At 73.9% G+C, this 16,093-nt stretch carries 12 protein-coding genes; 6 read left to right on the top strand and 6 right to left on the bottom strand.

What is annotated here, in order from left to right; genetic code table 11:
- The first annotated feature begins 182 nt into the window (after positions 1 to 182).
- The 5 genes from NR073_RS08920 (at position 183) to pgsA (ending at position 7,620) form a co-directional block, all read left to right on the top strand.
- Positions 183 to 509, top strand: coding sequence for a DUF6504 family protein (locus NR073_RS08920; RefSeq protein ID WP_036338972.1), 327 nt, complete (start codon positions 183 to 185; stop codon positions 507 to 509).
- Positions 506 to 4,204 carry a DNA polymerase III subunit alpha gene (locus NR073_RS08915; RefSeq protein ID WP_044659660.1) on the top strand — a complete coding sequence of 1,233 codons (3,699 nt, stop codon included), beginning with the start codon at positions 506 to 508 and terminating at the stop codon, positions 4,202 to 4,204. Before NR073_RS08920 ends, NR073_RS08915 begins: the two co-directional genes overlap by 4 nt.
- A gap of 109 nt (positions 4,205 to 4,313) precedes the next feature.
- Positions 4,314 to 6,332 carry a threonine--tRNA ligase gene (gene thrS / locus NR073_RS08910; RefSeq protein WP_044659661.1) on the top strand — a complete coding sequence of 673 codons (2,019 nt, stop codon included), beginning with the start codon at positions 4,314 to 4,316 and terminating at the stop codon, positions 6,330 to 6,332.
- Entirely contained in the window at positions 6,329 to 7,009 is a 681-nt protein-coding gene (locus tag NR073_RS08905; protein WP_044659662.1) for an HIT domain-containing protein, read from the top strand. Before thrS ends, NR073_RS08905 begins: the two co-directional genes overlap by 4 nt.
- The gene (gene pgsA / locus NR073_RS08900; RefSeq protein WP_044659663.1) at positions 7,009 to 7,620 is read left to right on the top strand and encodes a phosphatidylinositol phosphate synthase; all 612 of its coding nucleotides are present in this window, start codon (positions 7,009 to 7,011) and stop codon (positions 7,618 to 7,620) included. Before NR073_RS08905 ends, pgsA begins: the two co-directional genes overlap by 1 nt.
- A 25-nt stretch (positions 7,621 to 7,645) precedes the next feature.
- Here pgsA and NR073_RS08895 read toward each other — a convergent pair whose 3' ends face one another.
- From NR073_RS08895 to NR073_RS08885, 3 genes are read right to left on the bottom strand one after another with little or no spacing between them, the layout of a single operon-like run.
- Positions 7,646 to 8,164 (bottom strand): aminoacyl-tRNA deacylase, encoded by a 519-nt coding sequence (locus tag NR073_RS08895; RefSeq protein WP_044659664.1) that lies wholly within the window; start codon positions 8,162 to 8,164, stop codon positions 7,646 to 7,648.
- 7 nt (positions 8,165 to 8,171) lie between these two features.
- A complete protein-coding gene (locus NR073_RS08890; protein ID WP_004167585.1) occupies positions 8,172 to 8,630 on the bottom strand; it encodes a SufE family protein in 459 nt (152 codons plus the stop codon).
- 37 nt (positions 8,631 to 8,667) lie between these two features.
- Complete coding sequence (locus NR073_RS08885) at positions 8,668 to 9,561, bottom strand: sulfurtransferase (RefSeq protein ID WP_044659665.1); 894 nt, start codon at positions 9,559 to 9,561, stop codon at positions 8,668 to 8,670.
- A gap of 223 nt (positions 9,562 to 9,784) precedes the next feature.
- Between NR073_RS08885 and zapE the strand changes: the two genes are divergently transcribed.
- Positions 9,785 to 10,840: a cell division protein ZapE gene (zapE, locus tag NR073_RS08880; RefSeq protein WP_080981737.1), complete on the top strand. Its 1,056-nt coding sequence runs from the start codon at positions 9,785 to 9,787 to the stop codon at positions 10,838 to 10,840.
- Between the two features lie 74 nt (positions 10,841 to 10,914).
- On the opposite strand, the gene NR073_RS08875 is transcribed toward zapE, so the two are convergent.
- The 3 genes from NR073_RS08875 to NR073_RS08865 are packed head-to-tail and all read right to left on the bottom strand — an operon-like array spanning position 10,915 to position 16,093.
- A complete protein-coding gene (locus tag NR073_RS08875; protein WP_044659667.1) occupies positions 10,915 to 13,620 on the bottom strand; it encodes a GNAT family N-acetyltransferase in 2,706 nt (901 codons plus the stop codon).
- A complete protein-coding gene (locus tag NR073_RS08870; RefSeq protein ID WP_020624757.1) occupies positions 13,617 to 15,452 on the bottom strand; it encodes an IucA/IucC family siderophore biosynthesis protein in 1,836 nt (611 codons plus the stop codon). The genes NR073_RS08875 and NR073_RS08870 overlap by 4 nt, the downstream gene beginning before the upstream one ends.
- Positions 15,449 to 16,093 carry a GNAT family N-acetyltransferase gene (locus NR073_RS08865; RefSeq protein ID WP_223246401.1) on the bottom strand — a complete coding sequence of 215 codons (645 nt, stop codon included), beginning with the start codon at positions 16,091 to 16,093 and terminating at the stop codon, positions 15,449 to 15,451. The genes NR073_RS08870 and NR073_RS08865 overlap by 4 nt, the downstream gene beginning before the upstream one ends.

The following is a 16,093-nucleotide window of genomic DNA, read 5'->3' as shown; positions in this document are numbered from 1 at the left end:
TGTCCGGCGGCCGCCCTACGTTCGCCTCCATCGCATTCGAACACATATTCGAGTACGATCGGGGGTGCGGCCCCACCTTCCCACTTCTTCCCCGCGTCCGGTCCGCCGGACGGGCCGCGCTCCCATCGCCCGACGGCACCCCGTCGTCGGTCCGGTCAGCAGTGCACAGGGAGAGAAGCAGAATGGGAGTCCTCACACAGTCGGTGGCGGTGGAGTGCGGGGCAGACGGCACCCCGCAGGGGCTGCGCTGGAACGGGCGGGACTACGTCCTCGCAGAGCGCCCCGTGCGCTGGTTCGAGCGGCGCCGCTGGTGGGCGGAGGAGGTCCGCGCGGAGAAGGGCCGCGGCGCCGGTCTCGTCGACCACGAGATGTGGCGGCTGCAGGTCCGCCTGGCCCGGGCCGGCGCCGCGCCCCTGCAGACCCTCGACGTCGCCCACCACCTGGACTCCGGCCGGTGGCGGCTCGTGCGCGTCCACGAGCACGCCCAGGACCTGAGGCGGTCGGCATGAGCCGGGCCACCGCGGCCGGACGCACCGCCGCACCCTTCGCCCACCTGCACGTCGCCTCCGCGTTCAGCGCCCACTACGGGGTCAGCTGGCCCGAGGACCTCGTGGCCGCCGCCGCGGCCGCGGACATGGACCTGCTGGCCTGCACCGACCGGGACGGGCTCTACGGCATGGCCAAGCACGTGGGCGCCTGCCTGCGCCACGGCATCACCCCGATCGTGGGCGTGGACCTGGCCGTCCGGTGGAGCGAGGACGAGAACGCCGGCCGCGTGGTCGTGCTCGCCCGAGGAGGCTGTCATGGCTCCGGCTACCGCTCCCTGTGCGAGCTCGTCTCCGCCGCCCACGCCCGCACCACCGGGGGAGCGGCAGGCGGCAGCCCGTGGGCCAGCGTCGCCGAGCTCGCCGCCGCGGCGGCCGGCCGGGTCCCCACCGCCGCCAACCGAGACAACCCGCCCACCCCCGAGCTGTTCGTCCTCCTCGGCCCGGACTCGGACGTCGGCCGCCACCTGGCCCGCCGCCGGTACGCGGCCGGCCTCGCCGCCCTGCGCCGCTGGAAGGCGGCCCTGCCCGCAGGCAGCCCCCACGCCGACGTCGTCACCCACCTCTCCGCCCCCGGCCGCCGCCTCGACACCGGGCACGCCGTGAAGACCCTCCGCGCCGCCCGCCAGGCCCGCATCCCCGCCGTCCTGACCAACGCCGTGCGCTACGCGGCCCCGGACGGTGCCGCCACCGCGGACGTCCTCGACGCCGTCCGTGCCCTCAGCTCCCTCGACGCCCTCCACGACCTGCAGCCCAACGGACAGGGCTGGCTCAAGTCCACCGCCGCCATGCACCGCATCGCCCACGAGGTCGCCTTCGCCGCCGACGACCGCCCCGCCCCCCTGCTCGAGGCCACCCGCCGCCTCGCCGAGGCCTGCGCACTCGACCCCGAGACCGACCTCGGCTGGGGCGTGCCCCGCGTCCCCGAGGCCGCCGTCATCGGCATCGACGGCCCCCCGGAGCACGTGCTGCGCGAGCGCACCCGCACCGGCCTCCTCGCCCGCTACCCCCACCTCCACACCGGGGGAGGCCTCCCCGGCACCAGCCAGGCGGCCCGAGACCTGCAGGACCGCGCCGAGCACGAGCTCGGCATCATCACCCGACTCGGCTTCTCCTCCTACTTCCTCACCGTGGCCGCCGTCGTCGACCTCATCGAGGGCATGGGCATCCGCGTGGCCGCCCGCGGCTCCGGCGCCTCCTCCCTCGTCAACCACGCCCTGCGCATCTCCCATGTCGACCCCATGGCCAACGGCCTGATCATGGAGCGCTTCCTCTCCACCGACCGCTCCACCCTCCCGGACATCGACATCGACGTGGAGTCCGCCCGCCGCCACGAGATCTACCGCGCCGTCGTCGATCGCTTCGGCGCCGAGCGCACCACCCTCATGAGCATGCAGAACGCCTACCGGGCCCGCGGCGCCGTCCGCGACGCCGGCCTCGCCCTCGGCATGCCCGAACCCGAGGTGGACGCCATCGCCAAGCAGCTCTGGCGCTTCTCCGCCTCGAACTTCCGCGAGGCACTCCAGCGCATGCCCGAACTCGGCGGCCTCTCCCGCCGCATCGAGTCCGGCCGCGCCGAGGGCGACCGCCAGCTGGACCTGCTCGTCGACCTCACCGAACGCCTCGACCGCCTGCCCCGCCACATCTCCATGCACCCCTGCGGCGTCATCCTCGGCGACGCCACCCTGCTGCACCGCACCCCCGTCCAGCCCTCCGGCATGGGCCTGCCCATGAGCCAGTTCGACAAGCACGACATGGACCCCATGGGCTTCCTCAAGCTCGACATCCTCGGCGTGCGCATGCAGTCCGCCATCGCCTACACGATCGCCGAGGTCGAACGCACCACGGGCGAGCGCATCGACCTCGAACAGGTGCCCCTCGACGACCCCGCCACCTACGCGATGATCCGCACCACCCACACCCTCGGCTGCTTCCAGATCGAGTCCCCGGGCCAGCGCGAACTCGTCGGCAAGCTCGCCCCCCGCGAGTTCAACGACCTCACCGTGGACATCTCCCTCTTCCGCCCCGGCCCCATGCAGTCCGACATGGTCCGACCCTTCCTCGAACAGCGGCACGGCTGGGCACCCGCCCACTACCCGCACCCCGACCTGCGGCCCGTCCTCGCCGAGACCCACGGGGTCACCGTCTTCCACGAACAGGTCCTACGCACCATGGACGTCATGACCGGCTGCGGACTGGCCCGCGCCGACGAGCACCGCCGCCTCCTCGGCGGCCCGCAGGAACACCTCGTCGAAGAGGCCTTCCGCACCGGCGCCCTCGCCCGCGGCTACTCCCTCGAAGTCATCGACGAGGTCTGGGCCACCCTCTCCGCCTTCGGCTCCTTCGGCTTCTGCAAGGCCCACGGCGCCGCCTTCGCCGTCCCCACCTACCACTCCGCCTGGCTCAAGACCCACCACCCCGCCGCCTTCATGGCCGCCATCCTCGAACACGACCCCGGCATGTACCCCGCCCGCCTCATGGTCGCCGAGGCCCGCCGCATGGGCATCCCCGTCCTCCCCGTGGACGTCAACGCCTCCTCCCGCCACGTCCACGTCGAGTGGGTCCCCGCCCACCCCGAGATCGACGACGGCGCCCCCGGCCGCTGGGGCATCCGCCTGCCCCTCACCAGCCTCTCCGGACTCAGCGAAGCCGAGACCGACCGCCTCGACGCCGGCCGTCCCTACCGCTCCCTCGCCGACGTCCGCGACCGCGCCCGCCCCACCGCCCGCAACCTCGAACGCCTCGCCCAGCTCGGCGCCCTCGACTGCCTCCTCCCACCCGGCGGCGCCTCCCGCACCGACCTCGTCCACCACCTCGAACTCCAGCACTCCACCACCCGCGGCACCGCCCCCGGCCGCACCGCCCCGCGCTCGCGGTCCGCCCGTCCACGGCAGGTGGAGGGCCAGCTGGCCCTGGACCTGCCGGACACCGAGCTCACCGCCCTCGCCCCGCTCTTCCCGGACCCGGGCCCGGCCGCCCGGGTCCGCACCGAGCTGGAGCTCACCGCCCTGGACGTCACCGCCCACCTCATGGACTCCCACGCCCCGTACCTGGACGCGCTCGGCGTCACCCGGGCGAAGGACCTGCTCGGGCTGCGCACGCAGTCCCGGGTGCTCGTGGCAGGGGTGCGCGTGGCCACCCAGACCCCGCCCATGCGCAGCGGCAAGCGGGTGGTGTTCCTCTCCGTGGACGACGGCACCGGCTGCGTGGACGCCTCCTTCTTCACCGAGGCCCAGCACGCCTCCGGGGAGATGCTCTTCTCCGCCCGCCTCCTGCTGATCGAGGGCACCGTCCGGCGCACCGGCGACCGGGCCGTGTCCGTCCAGGCCGTGCGCGCCTGGGACCTGCACCGGCCCGAGACGCTCCCGGACCCCGACTACCTGGACGCCACCCGGCAGCAGTGGCGGGACTGGCTCGCGGCGGACCGCCGAGCCGCCGCCGCGCGCCGCAGCGGCCGGGCGGGCACCGGAGCGCAGCCCCTGCCGGACATCCCGCACCACGGCACGGGCGGCTGGCCCGTGAAGGTGCGCACCGACGTCGGGCCGGCCGGCGGGGCCCGCCCCGGCCGCACGGCACCCGATCGGCCCGCTCCGGAGCACACCCCGATCCCGGTGCCCCACCCGGAGACGTGGGAGCTGCTGCCCACCCCGGACAGATGAGACCGTCCGCCTCCGTGCCCCGCCGTCCGGCCGCGCCCCTAGAATGGGACGCGGCCGACGGTGGCCCCCGTACGCCACCGATCCCGAAGCCAGACCTCGAAGGAGCACCGTGTCGGAGCCGAAGAACATCCTGCTGACCGTGGACGGAGAGCTGCGGGAGGTGACGCACGGCACCACCGGCCTCGACCTCTTCCGCGAGAAGCCGACCACCGCCGTCATGCGGGTGGACGGCCTGCTCTGGGACCTGGCCCGGGAGATCCCTGCCGGCGCGTCCGTCGAAGCGGTGGACATCACGGAGCCCGAGGGCCTCGAGGTGCTGCGGCACTCCACCGCCCACGTGATGGCCCAGGCCGTGCAGCAGCTGCGCCCGGGCGCCAAGCTCGGCATCGGCCCGTACATCACGGACGGCTTCTACTTCGACTTCGACGTCGACGAGCCCTTCACCCCCGAGGACCTCAAGCAGATCTCCTCGCTCATGCAGAAGATCGTGAAGTCCGGCCAGACCTTCCGCCGCCGCGTCGTGGACGAGGAGACCGCCCGCGCCGAGATGGCGGACGAGCCCTACAAGCTCGAGCTGCTCGGCAAGAAGGATGCCGCGGACACCGCCGGCGAGGGCGCCTCCGTGGAGGTCGGGGCCGGGGAGATCACCATCTACGACAACGTGGACCGCAAGACCGGCGACGCCGTGTGGTGCGACCTCTGCCGCGGCCCGCACCTGCCCTCCACCAAGCTCATCGGCAACGGCTTCGCGCTCACCCGCTCCGCCGCCGCCTACTGGCTCGGCAACGAGAAGAACAAGCAGCTGCAGCGCATCTACGGCACCGCCTGGGCCAGCAAGGACGACCTCAAGGCCTACCAGGAGCGCCTCGCCGAGGCCGAGCGCCGCGACCACCGCAAGCTCGGCGCCGAGCTGGATCTCTTCTCCTTCCCGGACGAGCTCGGCTCCGGCCTGCCCGTGTTCCACCCGCGCGGCGGCATCATCCGCAAGGAGATGGAGGACTACTCCCGTCGGCGCCACACCGAGGCCGGCTACGAGTTCGTCTACACCCCGCACATCACCAAGCAGCACCTCTACGAGGTGTCCGGCCACCTCGACTGGTACGCGGACGGCATGTTCCCGCCCATGCACATCGACGAGGTCCGTGATCCCGAGACCGGCGAGATCACGCGCCAGGGGCAGAACTACTACCTCAAGCCGATGAACTGCCCCATGCACAACCTGATCTACCGCTCCCGCGGCCGGTCCTACCGTGAGCTGCCGCTGCGGCTGTTCGAGTTCGGCTCCGTGTACCGGTACGAGAAGTCCGGCGTGGTCCACGGGCTCACGCGCGTGCGCGGCATGACCCAGGACGACGCCCACATCTACTGCACCCGCGAGCAGATGAAGGAGGAGCTGACCACCACGCTCAACTTCGTCCTCGACCTGCTCAAGGACTACGGCCTCAACGACTTCTACCTCGAGCTCTCCACGAAGGACCCGGAGAAGTTCGTCGGCTCCGACGAGATCTGGGAGGAGGCCACCCGCACCCTCGCCGAGGTCGCGGAGGCCTCCGGTCTGCAGCTCGTCCCGGATCCGGGCGGCGCCGCGTTCTACGGCCCGAAGATCTCGGTCCAGGCCCGGGACGCCATCGGCCGCACGTGGCAGATGTCCACCATCCAGCTGGACTTCAACCTGCCCGAGCGCTTCGACCTCGAGTACCAGGCCGCCGACGGCACCCGTCAGCGCCCCGTGATGATCCACCGCGCCCTCTTCGGCTCCATCGAGCGCTTCCTGGGCGTCCTCACCGAGCACTACGCCGGCGCGTTCCCGGCCTGGCTTGCCCCGGAGCAGGTCGTGGCCATCCCGGTGGCCGAGGCATTCAACGACTACCTGGACGACGTCGTCGCGAAGCTGCGTGCCGAGGGGATCCGGGCGCGCCTGGACGACTCCTCGGACCGCTTCCCGAAGAAGATCCGCACCGCGGCCAAGGAGAAGGCGCCGTTCGTGCTGATCGCCGGCGGCGAGGACAGGGAGGCGAACGCCGTGTCCTTCCGCTTCCGCGACGGCACCCAGGACAACGGCGTGCCGGTGGAGGAGGCGATCGAACGCATCGTGAAGGCGGTGCGCGAGCGCGAGGTCACCCCATGACCAGCCCCGGCACCGGCGGATCCGACGCGCGGGCGCAGGCCCGCGCGTCGGCGGACGCCGCCGCCACGGACGGCTTCGAGCTGCCCGGCGCCCCGGACGCCTTCGAGCGGTTCTGGAACGCCCACCGCATGGCGTACGTGTCCAAGGGGACGGGCCAGGTCAAGGACGAGCACACCTGCCCGTTCTGTGCGGCCCCGCAGCGCGACGATGAGGACTCCCTCATCGTCCACCGCGGCCGCACCGCCTACGTGGTGCTGAACCTGTACCCGTACAACCCCGGTCATCTGCTCGTCTGCCCCTACCGCCACGTGCCCCTGTACACGGACACCACCACGGAGGAGGCCGCCGAGATGGCGGAGCTGACCCAGACGGCGATGCTCGCCCTCGGCCAGGCCGCCGGCGCGTCCGGCTACAACCTCGGCATGAACCAGGGGGCGGTGGCCGGCGCCGGGATCGCGGCCCATCTGCACCAGCACGTGGTGCCGCGGTGGACCGGCGACGGCAACTTCCTGCCGATCATCGCTCGGACCAAGAACATGTCGCAGACCCTGGGGGAGACCCGGCAGATCCTCGCGGGCGTCTGGGACCGGGCCGCCCGGGACCACGCCGCGCGCCGGGCGGCCAACGCCCGTGCCGCGGCCGAGCATCCTCGCCCGGGGGCCGGAGACCCCGCCTGATGCTGGACCGTCACGCGCGCGGCGTCACCACCCGCCTGTTCACCCCGGTGGCCCGTACGCTCCTGCGGGCCGGGGTCAGTCCGGACACCGTGACGGTCGTCGGCACACTCGGCGTGAGCCTGGGCGCGCTCGTGCTCTTCCCCCTGGGGCACCTGTTCTGGGGCACGCTCTTCATCACCGCGTTCGTGTTCTCGGACCTGGTGGACGGGATCATGGCGCGCGAGGCCGGGTCCACCGGCCGCTGGGGCGCGTTCCTCGACTCCACCCTGGACCGCGTGCAGGACGCGGCCGTGTTCCTCGGGCTGTGCCTGTGGGGCTTCGGCGTCGGCGCCGCACCCGCGGTCGGCGCGCTCTCCGGGGCCTGCCTGGCCCTGGGCATGCTCGTCTCCTACGTGCGCGCCAAGGCGGAGGCCCTCGGCTGGGACGCGCACGTGGGCATCGCCGAGCGCGCCGAACGGCTCGTGGCCACCCTCGTGGTCGCCGGCCTCACCGGCCTCGGTCTGCCCCCGGTCGTCCTGGCCGTCACCTTGGGGCTGCTCGCCGCAGCCTCCCTGGTCACCGTCGGCCAGCGCATGGCTGTGGTGCGCCGCCAGGCGCGCGACGACGTCTGACCGGCCCGGCCGCAGGACCCGCCCGTCAGTCCGCCGCGATCTCCGCGACGACGGCGCCCGTCACCTGCACGAGGTCGGCGGGCGCGATCTCCACATCCAGGCCGCGTTGCCCGCCGGAGACGTACATGAGCTCCGCGTCGAGGGCGGAGGAGTCCAGGACGACGGGGTGGGGCCGGCGCTGGCCCAGGGGAGAGACGCCGCCCCGCACGTAGCCGGTCCGGCGTTCGACGACGGCCAGATCGGCCAGGGCGAGTCGCTTGACGCCCAGCACCGCGGCGGCGGCCCGCAGGTCCAGCTGACCGGACACGGGCACCACGCACGCGGCGAGCGCGCCGTCGGGGTCCGCCACCATCAGCGTCTTGAACAGTCGGTCGGCGGGCACGCTGAGCGCCCGGGCGACCTGGACGCCGAACCGCTCGCCGCCGGCGTCGAGGGCCACGTCGAAGGTGTGCAGCCGGTACGGGACCCCGGCGGCCTCGAGGGCGGCGACGGCCGGTGTGGCCGCCCCGTGCCGGGCGCTGCGATCCTTCTTGCGCTGGCCCACGGCGGACTCAGGCGATCCCGGCCTGCTCGCGCACGTTGCGCTTGATGCGGCCGAGCATGGCGGACATTCCGCGCAGGCGCAGGGGGGTGAGGGCCTTGGCCAGACCGAGGCGGGTGGGGATGTCCTCGGGCACGTCCAGGACCTCGAGGGCGCTCAGCCCGTCCAGGCCCTGGGTGAGCACGGAGGCGAAACCGCGCGTGGTGGGCGCCTCCGGGGGAGCGGTGATGAAGAGGCGGACCGGGGCCTGCGGACCGGGCTCACCCTCGAGCTCCACGGCCAGGAACAGCGGGGTCTGACACTCCACGACCTGCTCCATCTCGGCCTCGTGGCCGTCGTAGCGCTCCGGCAGCGCCGGCAGCTCGTCCGAGAATTCCAGCAGCAGCTCGAGCTTCTCGGGATCGGGCACCCCGGCGAAGTCGTCGATGATCTCGGCCAGGGCGGCGGGCACGGCGTGGTTCTCGGTCATGGTGTCCCAGTCTAGTGATCCACGCCGTGCCGGGGGCTCAGCGCGCGGGGGCCTCGCCCGGCTCTTCGCCGACGGCGATCGGCAGGCGCACGGCGTTGCCCCACTCGGTCCAGGAGCCGTCGTAGTTGCGGACGTCCTCGTGGCCGAGCAGGTACTTGAGCACGAACCAGGTGTGGGAGGACCGCTCGCCGATGCGGCAGTAGGCGATCACGTCGTCACCCTCCTGCAGCCCGGCGCCGGCGCGATAGACCTGCTCCAGCTCGGCGCGGGACTTGAAGGTGCCGTCCTCGTTGGCCGCGGACGCCCACGGCACGGACGCCGCCGTGGGGATGTGGCCGCCGCGCAGGGTGCCCTCCTGCGGGTAGCCGGCCATGTGCGTGGTCTCGCCCGTGTACTCGGGACGGGAGCGGACGTCGATCAGCGGGGTGGTCCCGATGGCCTGCAGGACGTCCTCGCGGGCGGCACGATCTGTGTGGTCGTCGCGCTCGATCACCGGGTACTCGGCGCGGGCCACGGTCGGGACCTCGCGGGTGGTCTCGCGTCCCTCCGCGATCCACTTGTCACGGCCGCCGTCCATCAGGCGCAGGTCCTCATGGCCGTAGAGGGTGAACACCCACAGGGCGTAGGCGGCCCACCAGTTGGACTTGTCGCCGTAGAACACCACGGTGGTGTCCCGGGAGATCCCCTTGGAGGCGGCGAACTCGGCGAAGGCCTCGGGGCCGACGAAGTCGCGGGTGACGGGGTCGTTGAGCTCGGTGTGCCAGTCGACGCGTTGGGCGCCGGGGATGTGGCCGGTGGAGTAGAGGAGAGCGTCCTCGTTGGACTCGAGGACCACGACGTCCTCGTCGCCGACATGGTCGGCGACCCACTGCGTGGACACCAGCTTCTCGGGGTGGGCGTACTCGGAGAACTTCGCGGCGGTATCGGTCATGGCACTGCCTTCCTTCGCGTCGGGGCGGGCCCGCACGGGCCCGGGGCGGGCGGCACGACGACGGCGGGTTCCGTGTCCGTGCCCTGCGCGCCAGATTACGGCACGTCGGTGTCACGTAAGAGGGTAGGGGCCCCTCAGTCCGGGACACGCGAGGTCACATGGGTCGGGTCCGCGGCCCGATAGCATGGCCCGGAATCCCCGTCGTCGACCCTGGGAGTGTCCCGTGGCTCAGATCGTCCACCTCGCCGACCGTTCGCCGCAGGTCACCCCGGACCAGCTGTTGTCCGGCTTCCACCCGTCGTACCGCTTCGGCACGGTGTCCTTCGACACCTACATCCCGGACCCCGCGCACCCCTCGCAGGCACAGGCCGTGGAGCGGCTGCGCCGGTTCGCGGCAGACCTCGGCCGGGGCGGTTCGGGCGGCGGGTTCCTCGGCGGCCTGTTCGGCGGGAAGAAGCGGGCGGCAGGGCCGGCCGGCATCTACCTCGACGGCGGTTTCGGCGTCGGCAAGACCCACCTGCTGGCCTCGACGTGGCACGCGGCCCCCGGGCCCAAGGCGTTCGGCACGTTCGTGGAGTACACCAACCTCGTGGGCGCCCTGTCCTTCCGCAAGGCGGTGGACGAGCTCAAGGAGTACACCCTCGTGTGCATCGACGAGTTCGAGCTCGACGACCCGGGGGACACCGTGCTGATGTCCCGCCTCATGCGCGAGCTGGCCGACGCCGGCGTGCGCCTGGTGGCGACCTCCAACACCCTGCCGGGCTCGCTCGGCGAGGGGCGCTTCGCGGCGCAGGACTTCAAGCGCGAGATCCAGGTCCTGGCCGACCAGTTCGAGGTCATCCGCGTGGACGGCGAGGACTACCGCCACCGCGGCCTCTCCGCCGCCCCGTCGCCGCTGGACGACGCCGCCGTCGAGGCCACCGCCCAGGAGAACTTCCCCGACGCGGGTGTGCTCGCCGTGGACGACTTCGCGGACCTCACCGCGATGCTCTCCCGCGTGCATCCCTCCCGCTACCGCGAGCTCGTCAAGGACGTGGACGTGCTCGCCCTCCACGACGTGCACACCATCACGGAGCAGGCCACGGCCCTGCGCTTCGTGGTGTTCGCGGATCGCCTGTACGACAAGGACGTGCCCGTCCTCGCCTCCGGTGTGCCCTTCGACGCCCTGTTCACGCAGGAGATGATGCACGGCGGCTACATGAAGAAGTACTTCCGCACGGTCTCCCGCATGACCGCCCTGGTCCGGGAGGGCCAGACGGGCGTGGCCGAGCACAAGTGAGCCACCGCCCCTGACCGGCACGACGACGGCGCGCACCGAGGCGGGTGCGCGCCGTCGCCGTGTGCGGGGCAGGGTCAGTGCACGGCGCGGAAGCACAGCGCCGCCCGCTTGCCCGGCAGCTCGACCTCCCGGTCCACCGTGAAGCCCAGAGCCCGGGCGGTCTTCACGGCCCGCGTGTTGCGGACGTCCGGCTCGATCACGAGCCGACGCGTGCCGGGGCGTGCGCCCAACCAGTCCACAATGCTCCGGTAGGCCGTGGCGCGGGCGCGCCCCTGCAGGCCGCCGGGGGCGGTGATGAAATGGAATCCGAGGTCCCCGTCCCGCACCTCGTAGGCGCCGCCGACCTCCTCCGCGCGAGGGTCGTAGGTCTGCACGAGGGCCACGAGGGTCCCGCCGTGCCACACGAGGTGGTTCGCGTGGGTGGGCTGGAACTCGAGGAAGTCGTAGACCTCCTCGACGTCCTGCACGCTGTGCCCGCGCATCCCGTAGAACTCCGCCCGCGGCTCCGTGACGAGTGCGTGGATCAGCGGGGCGTCCAGGGCCGGGCGGACGCGCGTCATGGTCAGGCCCAACGCCCCGACGCCGACCTCGGCCACGATGCGTCCCGGAGGGGCCCCGCCGGGGACGGAGCGGGCGGGTGCGACGCCGCTGCCGGCGGACGGGGGGACGGGACCGGACGGCACGGGCAGCAGGCGGCCGGCGGCCCACGCGTCCAGCTGATCCGTCACGTGCCCGCCTCCGAGACCGGAGGCGCCGAACGGGACGACCCACCGGCTGCGGGTGCGGTCGCCGAGGTCGAACACGACCCGGGCCACTGGCCCGCGGTGGGTGCCGACGGCCAGGCCGGGGGCGTGCGAGGTGGCGCAGACCGCGTCCGCGGTGCCGCCCACCCGGACGGACCCGATCGTGTCGAGCACGTCGGCGAGCCCCGGCACATCCGGCCCGCCGGGATGCTCGTGCGTGAACAGGAACGGGGTCAGGGCATGCGCCGCACCCCACGTCCGAGCCGTGTCGTCGGGGCCCGGCGGCTCAGCGGCGTCGCCGACGGCGGCGACGGCGGCCCGCACGAGGTCCCTCGTCGACGCTGCGACCCCCAGGGCCGCGCGCAGCGGCTCCGGCCCGCGCTCGGCGAGCGCCGCGCCGACCCATGCGGCGGCGTCGCCCCACGGTGCCCACGGGCCGCCGAGCAGGGCCCGCGAGGCGGGCGGCAGGTGCGCGATCAGGGCGGCGGCCACCTCGTGCTCCACGAGGAGCCACCAGCGGGCCGCGGCCGATCCGGCGGCGGCGTCGCCGGCCCACGCCGGGACGGACTCCGCGGCCAGCACGTCGTCCGCGACGAGCGCGTCGACGGCGTCGGCGAGCCAGGCCCGCGGCGCGCCCGGGGTCCGGGTGTCCGTCTGCAGGGCGGCCATCGCGTCCACGGTCCGCTCCTGCGGTGCCAGCGCCTCGAGGGCCTCCCGGATGCGGCGGGACCGCCACGGCGCGCACGCGTCCACGGTGAGGCAGGCGGTGTCCGGGTGGGGCTCGTTGGCCGCCACCACGACGTCGTCCGCCGCGGCCGGCGCGGGCCAGCGCACCCAGCGCTGATCGAGGGACCCGTCGGCGGAGCCCCGGCCCAGCGCGGAGGCCCGCGCCGCACCCCAGGCCGAGCGTCGATCCCGGCGCCGCACGGCCCCGGCGTGCCGGGTGAGCACCGTCCGCCGGTCCGCGACGATCACGCGATTGACCGGCTCGACGTGCCCGTCCAGCACCGCGCAGGCCTCCGCGGCGCTCGCGGCCGTGAGCAGCCGGCGCGCGCTCGGCAGGCCGGTGTCGGCGCGGTCCCAGGCGGGGAACCGCATGCTCACCGGGCCGGCGCCGGGCACGTCCACGAGCCGCCCGCGCGGGGTGTGGGCCACCCGCACGTCCACGGGGTCGCCGCCGCGCACGTGCACCCGCTCGGTCCGGGCGTCGAGGACCTCCGGCCCCTCGGGGGCGTCCTCGAGGACCATCTCGAGCGAGGACACCATCGCCGAGGTCGTCACCCACGCGACGTGCTCGGACTGCCCCACATGCGGGACGCCCGGCACACCGGGGAAGGCCAGGCCGACGACGTCGACGCGGTCCCGGGGACGCTCGGCCTCCACCACGAGGCGCACCTGCTGGTAGACGCCGGGCAGCTCGAGCAGCCGGTGCGGGTCGGCGGCCACGAGCGGAGCGCCCTCGGCGCCGACGCGCACCGCCCAGGCGTTCGAGCCGTCCGCGTCGGGGCGCGGCGAGATCAGCGCCGCGGCGAGCGCGGGGAAGCGCTCGGCCAGCAGGGTGCGGAACAGGGCGGCCGGCGCGTTGGTCAGCCAGACGTTGTAGCCCAGGTGCAGGGCGAGCGCCGTGTGCGGGTCGAACGGCAGCGGCTTCACCCCGTGGGCGGCGAACTCGGGCGCGCGCCGGGCCCCGGCGTCCAGCCCCGCGTTCACGCCGTCGGCGAACCGGGTGAACCAGGCCCGGTCCTCCGCGTCGTCGAGGGCGTCGAACGCCTGGCGGGCCGCACCGTCCAGGTCCATCTGCCGGGCGGCGACGTCGTTCGCCACCGCCGGCGGGCCGAACACCTCGGCGCTCATGCCGGTGACCCGGCGGTGCTCGCAGTCGACCTGCCAGGCCCGCTCCGTCGCCACGTGCCACCCCTGGAGGTAGGCCAGCTCGGGCAGGGACGCGGCCACGAGCGTCGGCACGCCGTGCGCGTCCCGGTGGCAACGGCCCGCCACGTCACCCGTCGCCGTCCCGGTCCACGCGTCCGCGCTCATGCCGCGGCGTCCTGCCGGAGCTCCGCCAGCGCGCGGCGCAGCGGCGCGGCCACCGGGTTGGCCAGGCGACCGGCGTAGAGCAGCGAGCCCGACGGGTCCGTCAGGTCCACCATCTGCGTGGCGTTCCGCAGCTGCAACCGGTTCAGGCACGAGTGCGCGAAGTCCTCCGCGTCCAGGCCGAGGCGCTCCACATCCGCGAGCCCCAGGGCCGTGTACTCGGCGAGGACCCGCCCCACCACGGCGTAGAACTCCTCCGCCGGCAGCAGGGCGTCCGCGTCCATCACGTCGGCCAGATGGCGCAGCACGCCGTCCAGCATGTCCGTGAAGAAGGAGAGGGAGAGGTCCTCGTCGGTGAGGTCGATGCGGATGCGCCGGGTCTGCTCCGTGAGCGGGACGCCGTCCGCGCCGACCACCACCTCCTCCCCGATGTCCTTGAGGAAGGCGCCGGTGACCCGTCCCTCCCGCAGGCGGAGCACGATGTTCTCCCCGTGGGGCATGAACACGGTCGAGTAGGCGGCGGCCAGATGCACCAGCGGGGTCACGTAGGCCGTCACCACCCCGTGCAGCCACTGCGCCGCCGTCAGCCCCGAGCGCTCCACGAGCGCCCCCGCCACGGAGCGGCCCCCGCCGTCCCGGTGCAGCAGCGCCGCCATGGTCATGACCCGCTCGCCCTCCGCCAGGCGCGGCAGCGGACTCTCCCGCCACAGGGCGGCGAGCATCTTCGTGTGAGGACCCTTCGAGCCCACGGCATGGAAGGCGTCCCCGGTGTACCCGGCCGAGGCGTACTCCCGCAGCACCCCGAAGCCCCACCTCGCGAGCAGGGGGTCGGAGTCCACGAGGTCGGCCACCACCGCGTTGATCGCCGGGGTGACGGACATGTACGCGGGGGAGAGGCCGCGCACGAACCCCATGTTCTGCACGGACAACGCCGTCTTCAGCTGCGGGGCGTGCGGGTCGCTCGCGTTGAACAGGGTGCGCACCGCCTGCATGGCCGTGAACGCGTCCGGGTCTTCGCCCACGTGCACCAGCCGCCCCGCGGCGAGGTCGGGGGCGAACGCCACCTGGATCCGGTGCTCCCACTGCCACGGGTGCACCGGGATCAGCGTGTACGCCTCCGGATCGACGTCGAGCGCCGCCGCCCGCTCCGCCCACAGGCCCGCCACCGCCTCGGTGATCGGCGGGGGCGGCGCCGGCACGGCGGCGCCCGCGCTCGCGGTCTTGGGCCAGGTCCACCGTCCCCCGAGCTCGGAGGGGAACGCGAGCCACACCGGGTGCAGCGCCCGCCCGCCCTCGGGGGCGAACATCGCGTACTCCGTGGCCCCCCAGCCGATGCGGCCGTTGGTGGCCACGAAGCCCGGGTGTCCCTCGCTCATGGCGGCCTCCACCGCCGTGTAGTCCGCGTCCACCAGGTCGGCGGCGGACGGGCGCTCGCCGGCCAGGGTGTGGCACCGGGCGGCGAAGGTGGAGGCGAGCTCCTCGAGATAGACGTCCAGCGCCTCGCCGGCCAGCCCGAGCACCTCGGCCGCGTCGAGGACGAAGCGGTCGACGGCCACCGCGTCCGGATCCCCGGCACGGCACACCGAGTCCGGATCCACGCCGAGGTGCTCGAGCGGGAGGGCACGCGCGGTGAACGTCCACCGCACCCCGCCCAGGGTGAGCGTGTAGGCGTGGCGGCCGGCGTCGTCGACCCGCTCGCCGCGCACCGGCGTCAGGAGCCGCTCATGGGTGAACTCGCGGATCGCCTTGGCGACGAGCAGCCGGTGGGCGTGCCGGGCGGTCGGCGCCGTCAGCGCGTCCAGGCGGGACGGGGAGGACGGGGGGACGGGGGTCATGCGGACACCTGCCTGTCGGGGGTGAGGAGGAGCGGGGGCTCGGGGAGGGTGAGGTCCAGCCCGGCGGCGAGGACGCCGATCCGGCTGGCAGTGAAGGACTCGGGCGTGGCGATCGAGAGCATCGCCGTCTTGGATCCCAGCGCCACGGGACCGAGCTCCGTGAACCCGGCGGCCAGGTTCTTCGCCCGGATGGCGGCGTTGCGCTCGTCCGGCTCGACGACGACGCGCCGCGCCCCCGGCTGGGCCAGGCACCAGCGCACCACCGCGGCCATCACCAGGTCCGTGGTCCCGGGCACCGGGGTGTCCGTCGGGGCGACGAGCACGTGCAGGCCGACGTCGCCGGGCGCGCCCGCATACCGTCCGGCCAGCTCCGAGTGGGCCGGGTCGTAGACCTCCACCAGGAAGGTCGCGGTCCCGTCCACGAGCCCCACGTGCGCGTGGTGGTGCGGGTGCGCGGCGATCGCCTCGTACTCGGCCACGACGTCGGCCAGACCCGCCTCCGTCATCTCCCAGTACACGGCGTGCGGGGACGTCACCCACCGGTGCAGCAGCGGATGGTCCTGCGCGCCCACGGGACGGAGCTCCACACGACGGGCCGCGCTCGCGGCCGCACCGTCCACGGTGGTCTGCGGCGGCGTCAC

It is taken from the genome of Micrococcus sp. Mcc28 (genome assembly GCF_024519775.1).
In the GTDB taxonomy this organism is placed as follows: Bacteria; Actinomycetota; Actinomycetes; order Actinomycetales; family Micrococcaceae; genus Micrococcus; species Micrococcus luteus.
This window is presented reverse-complemented; position numbering and strand designations above follow the sequence as displayed.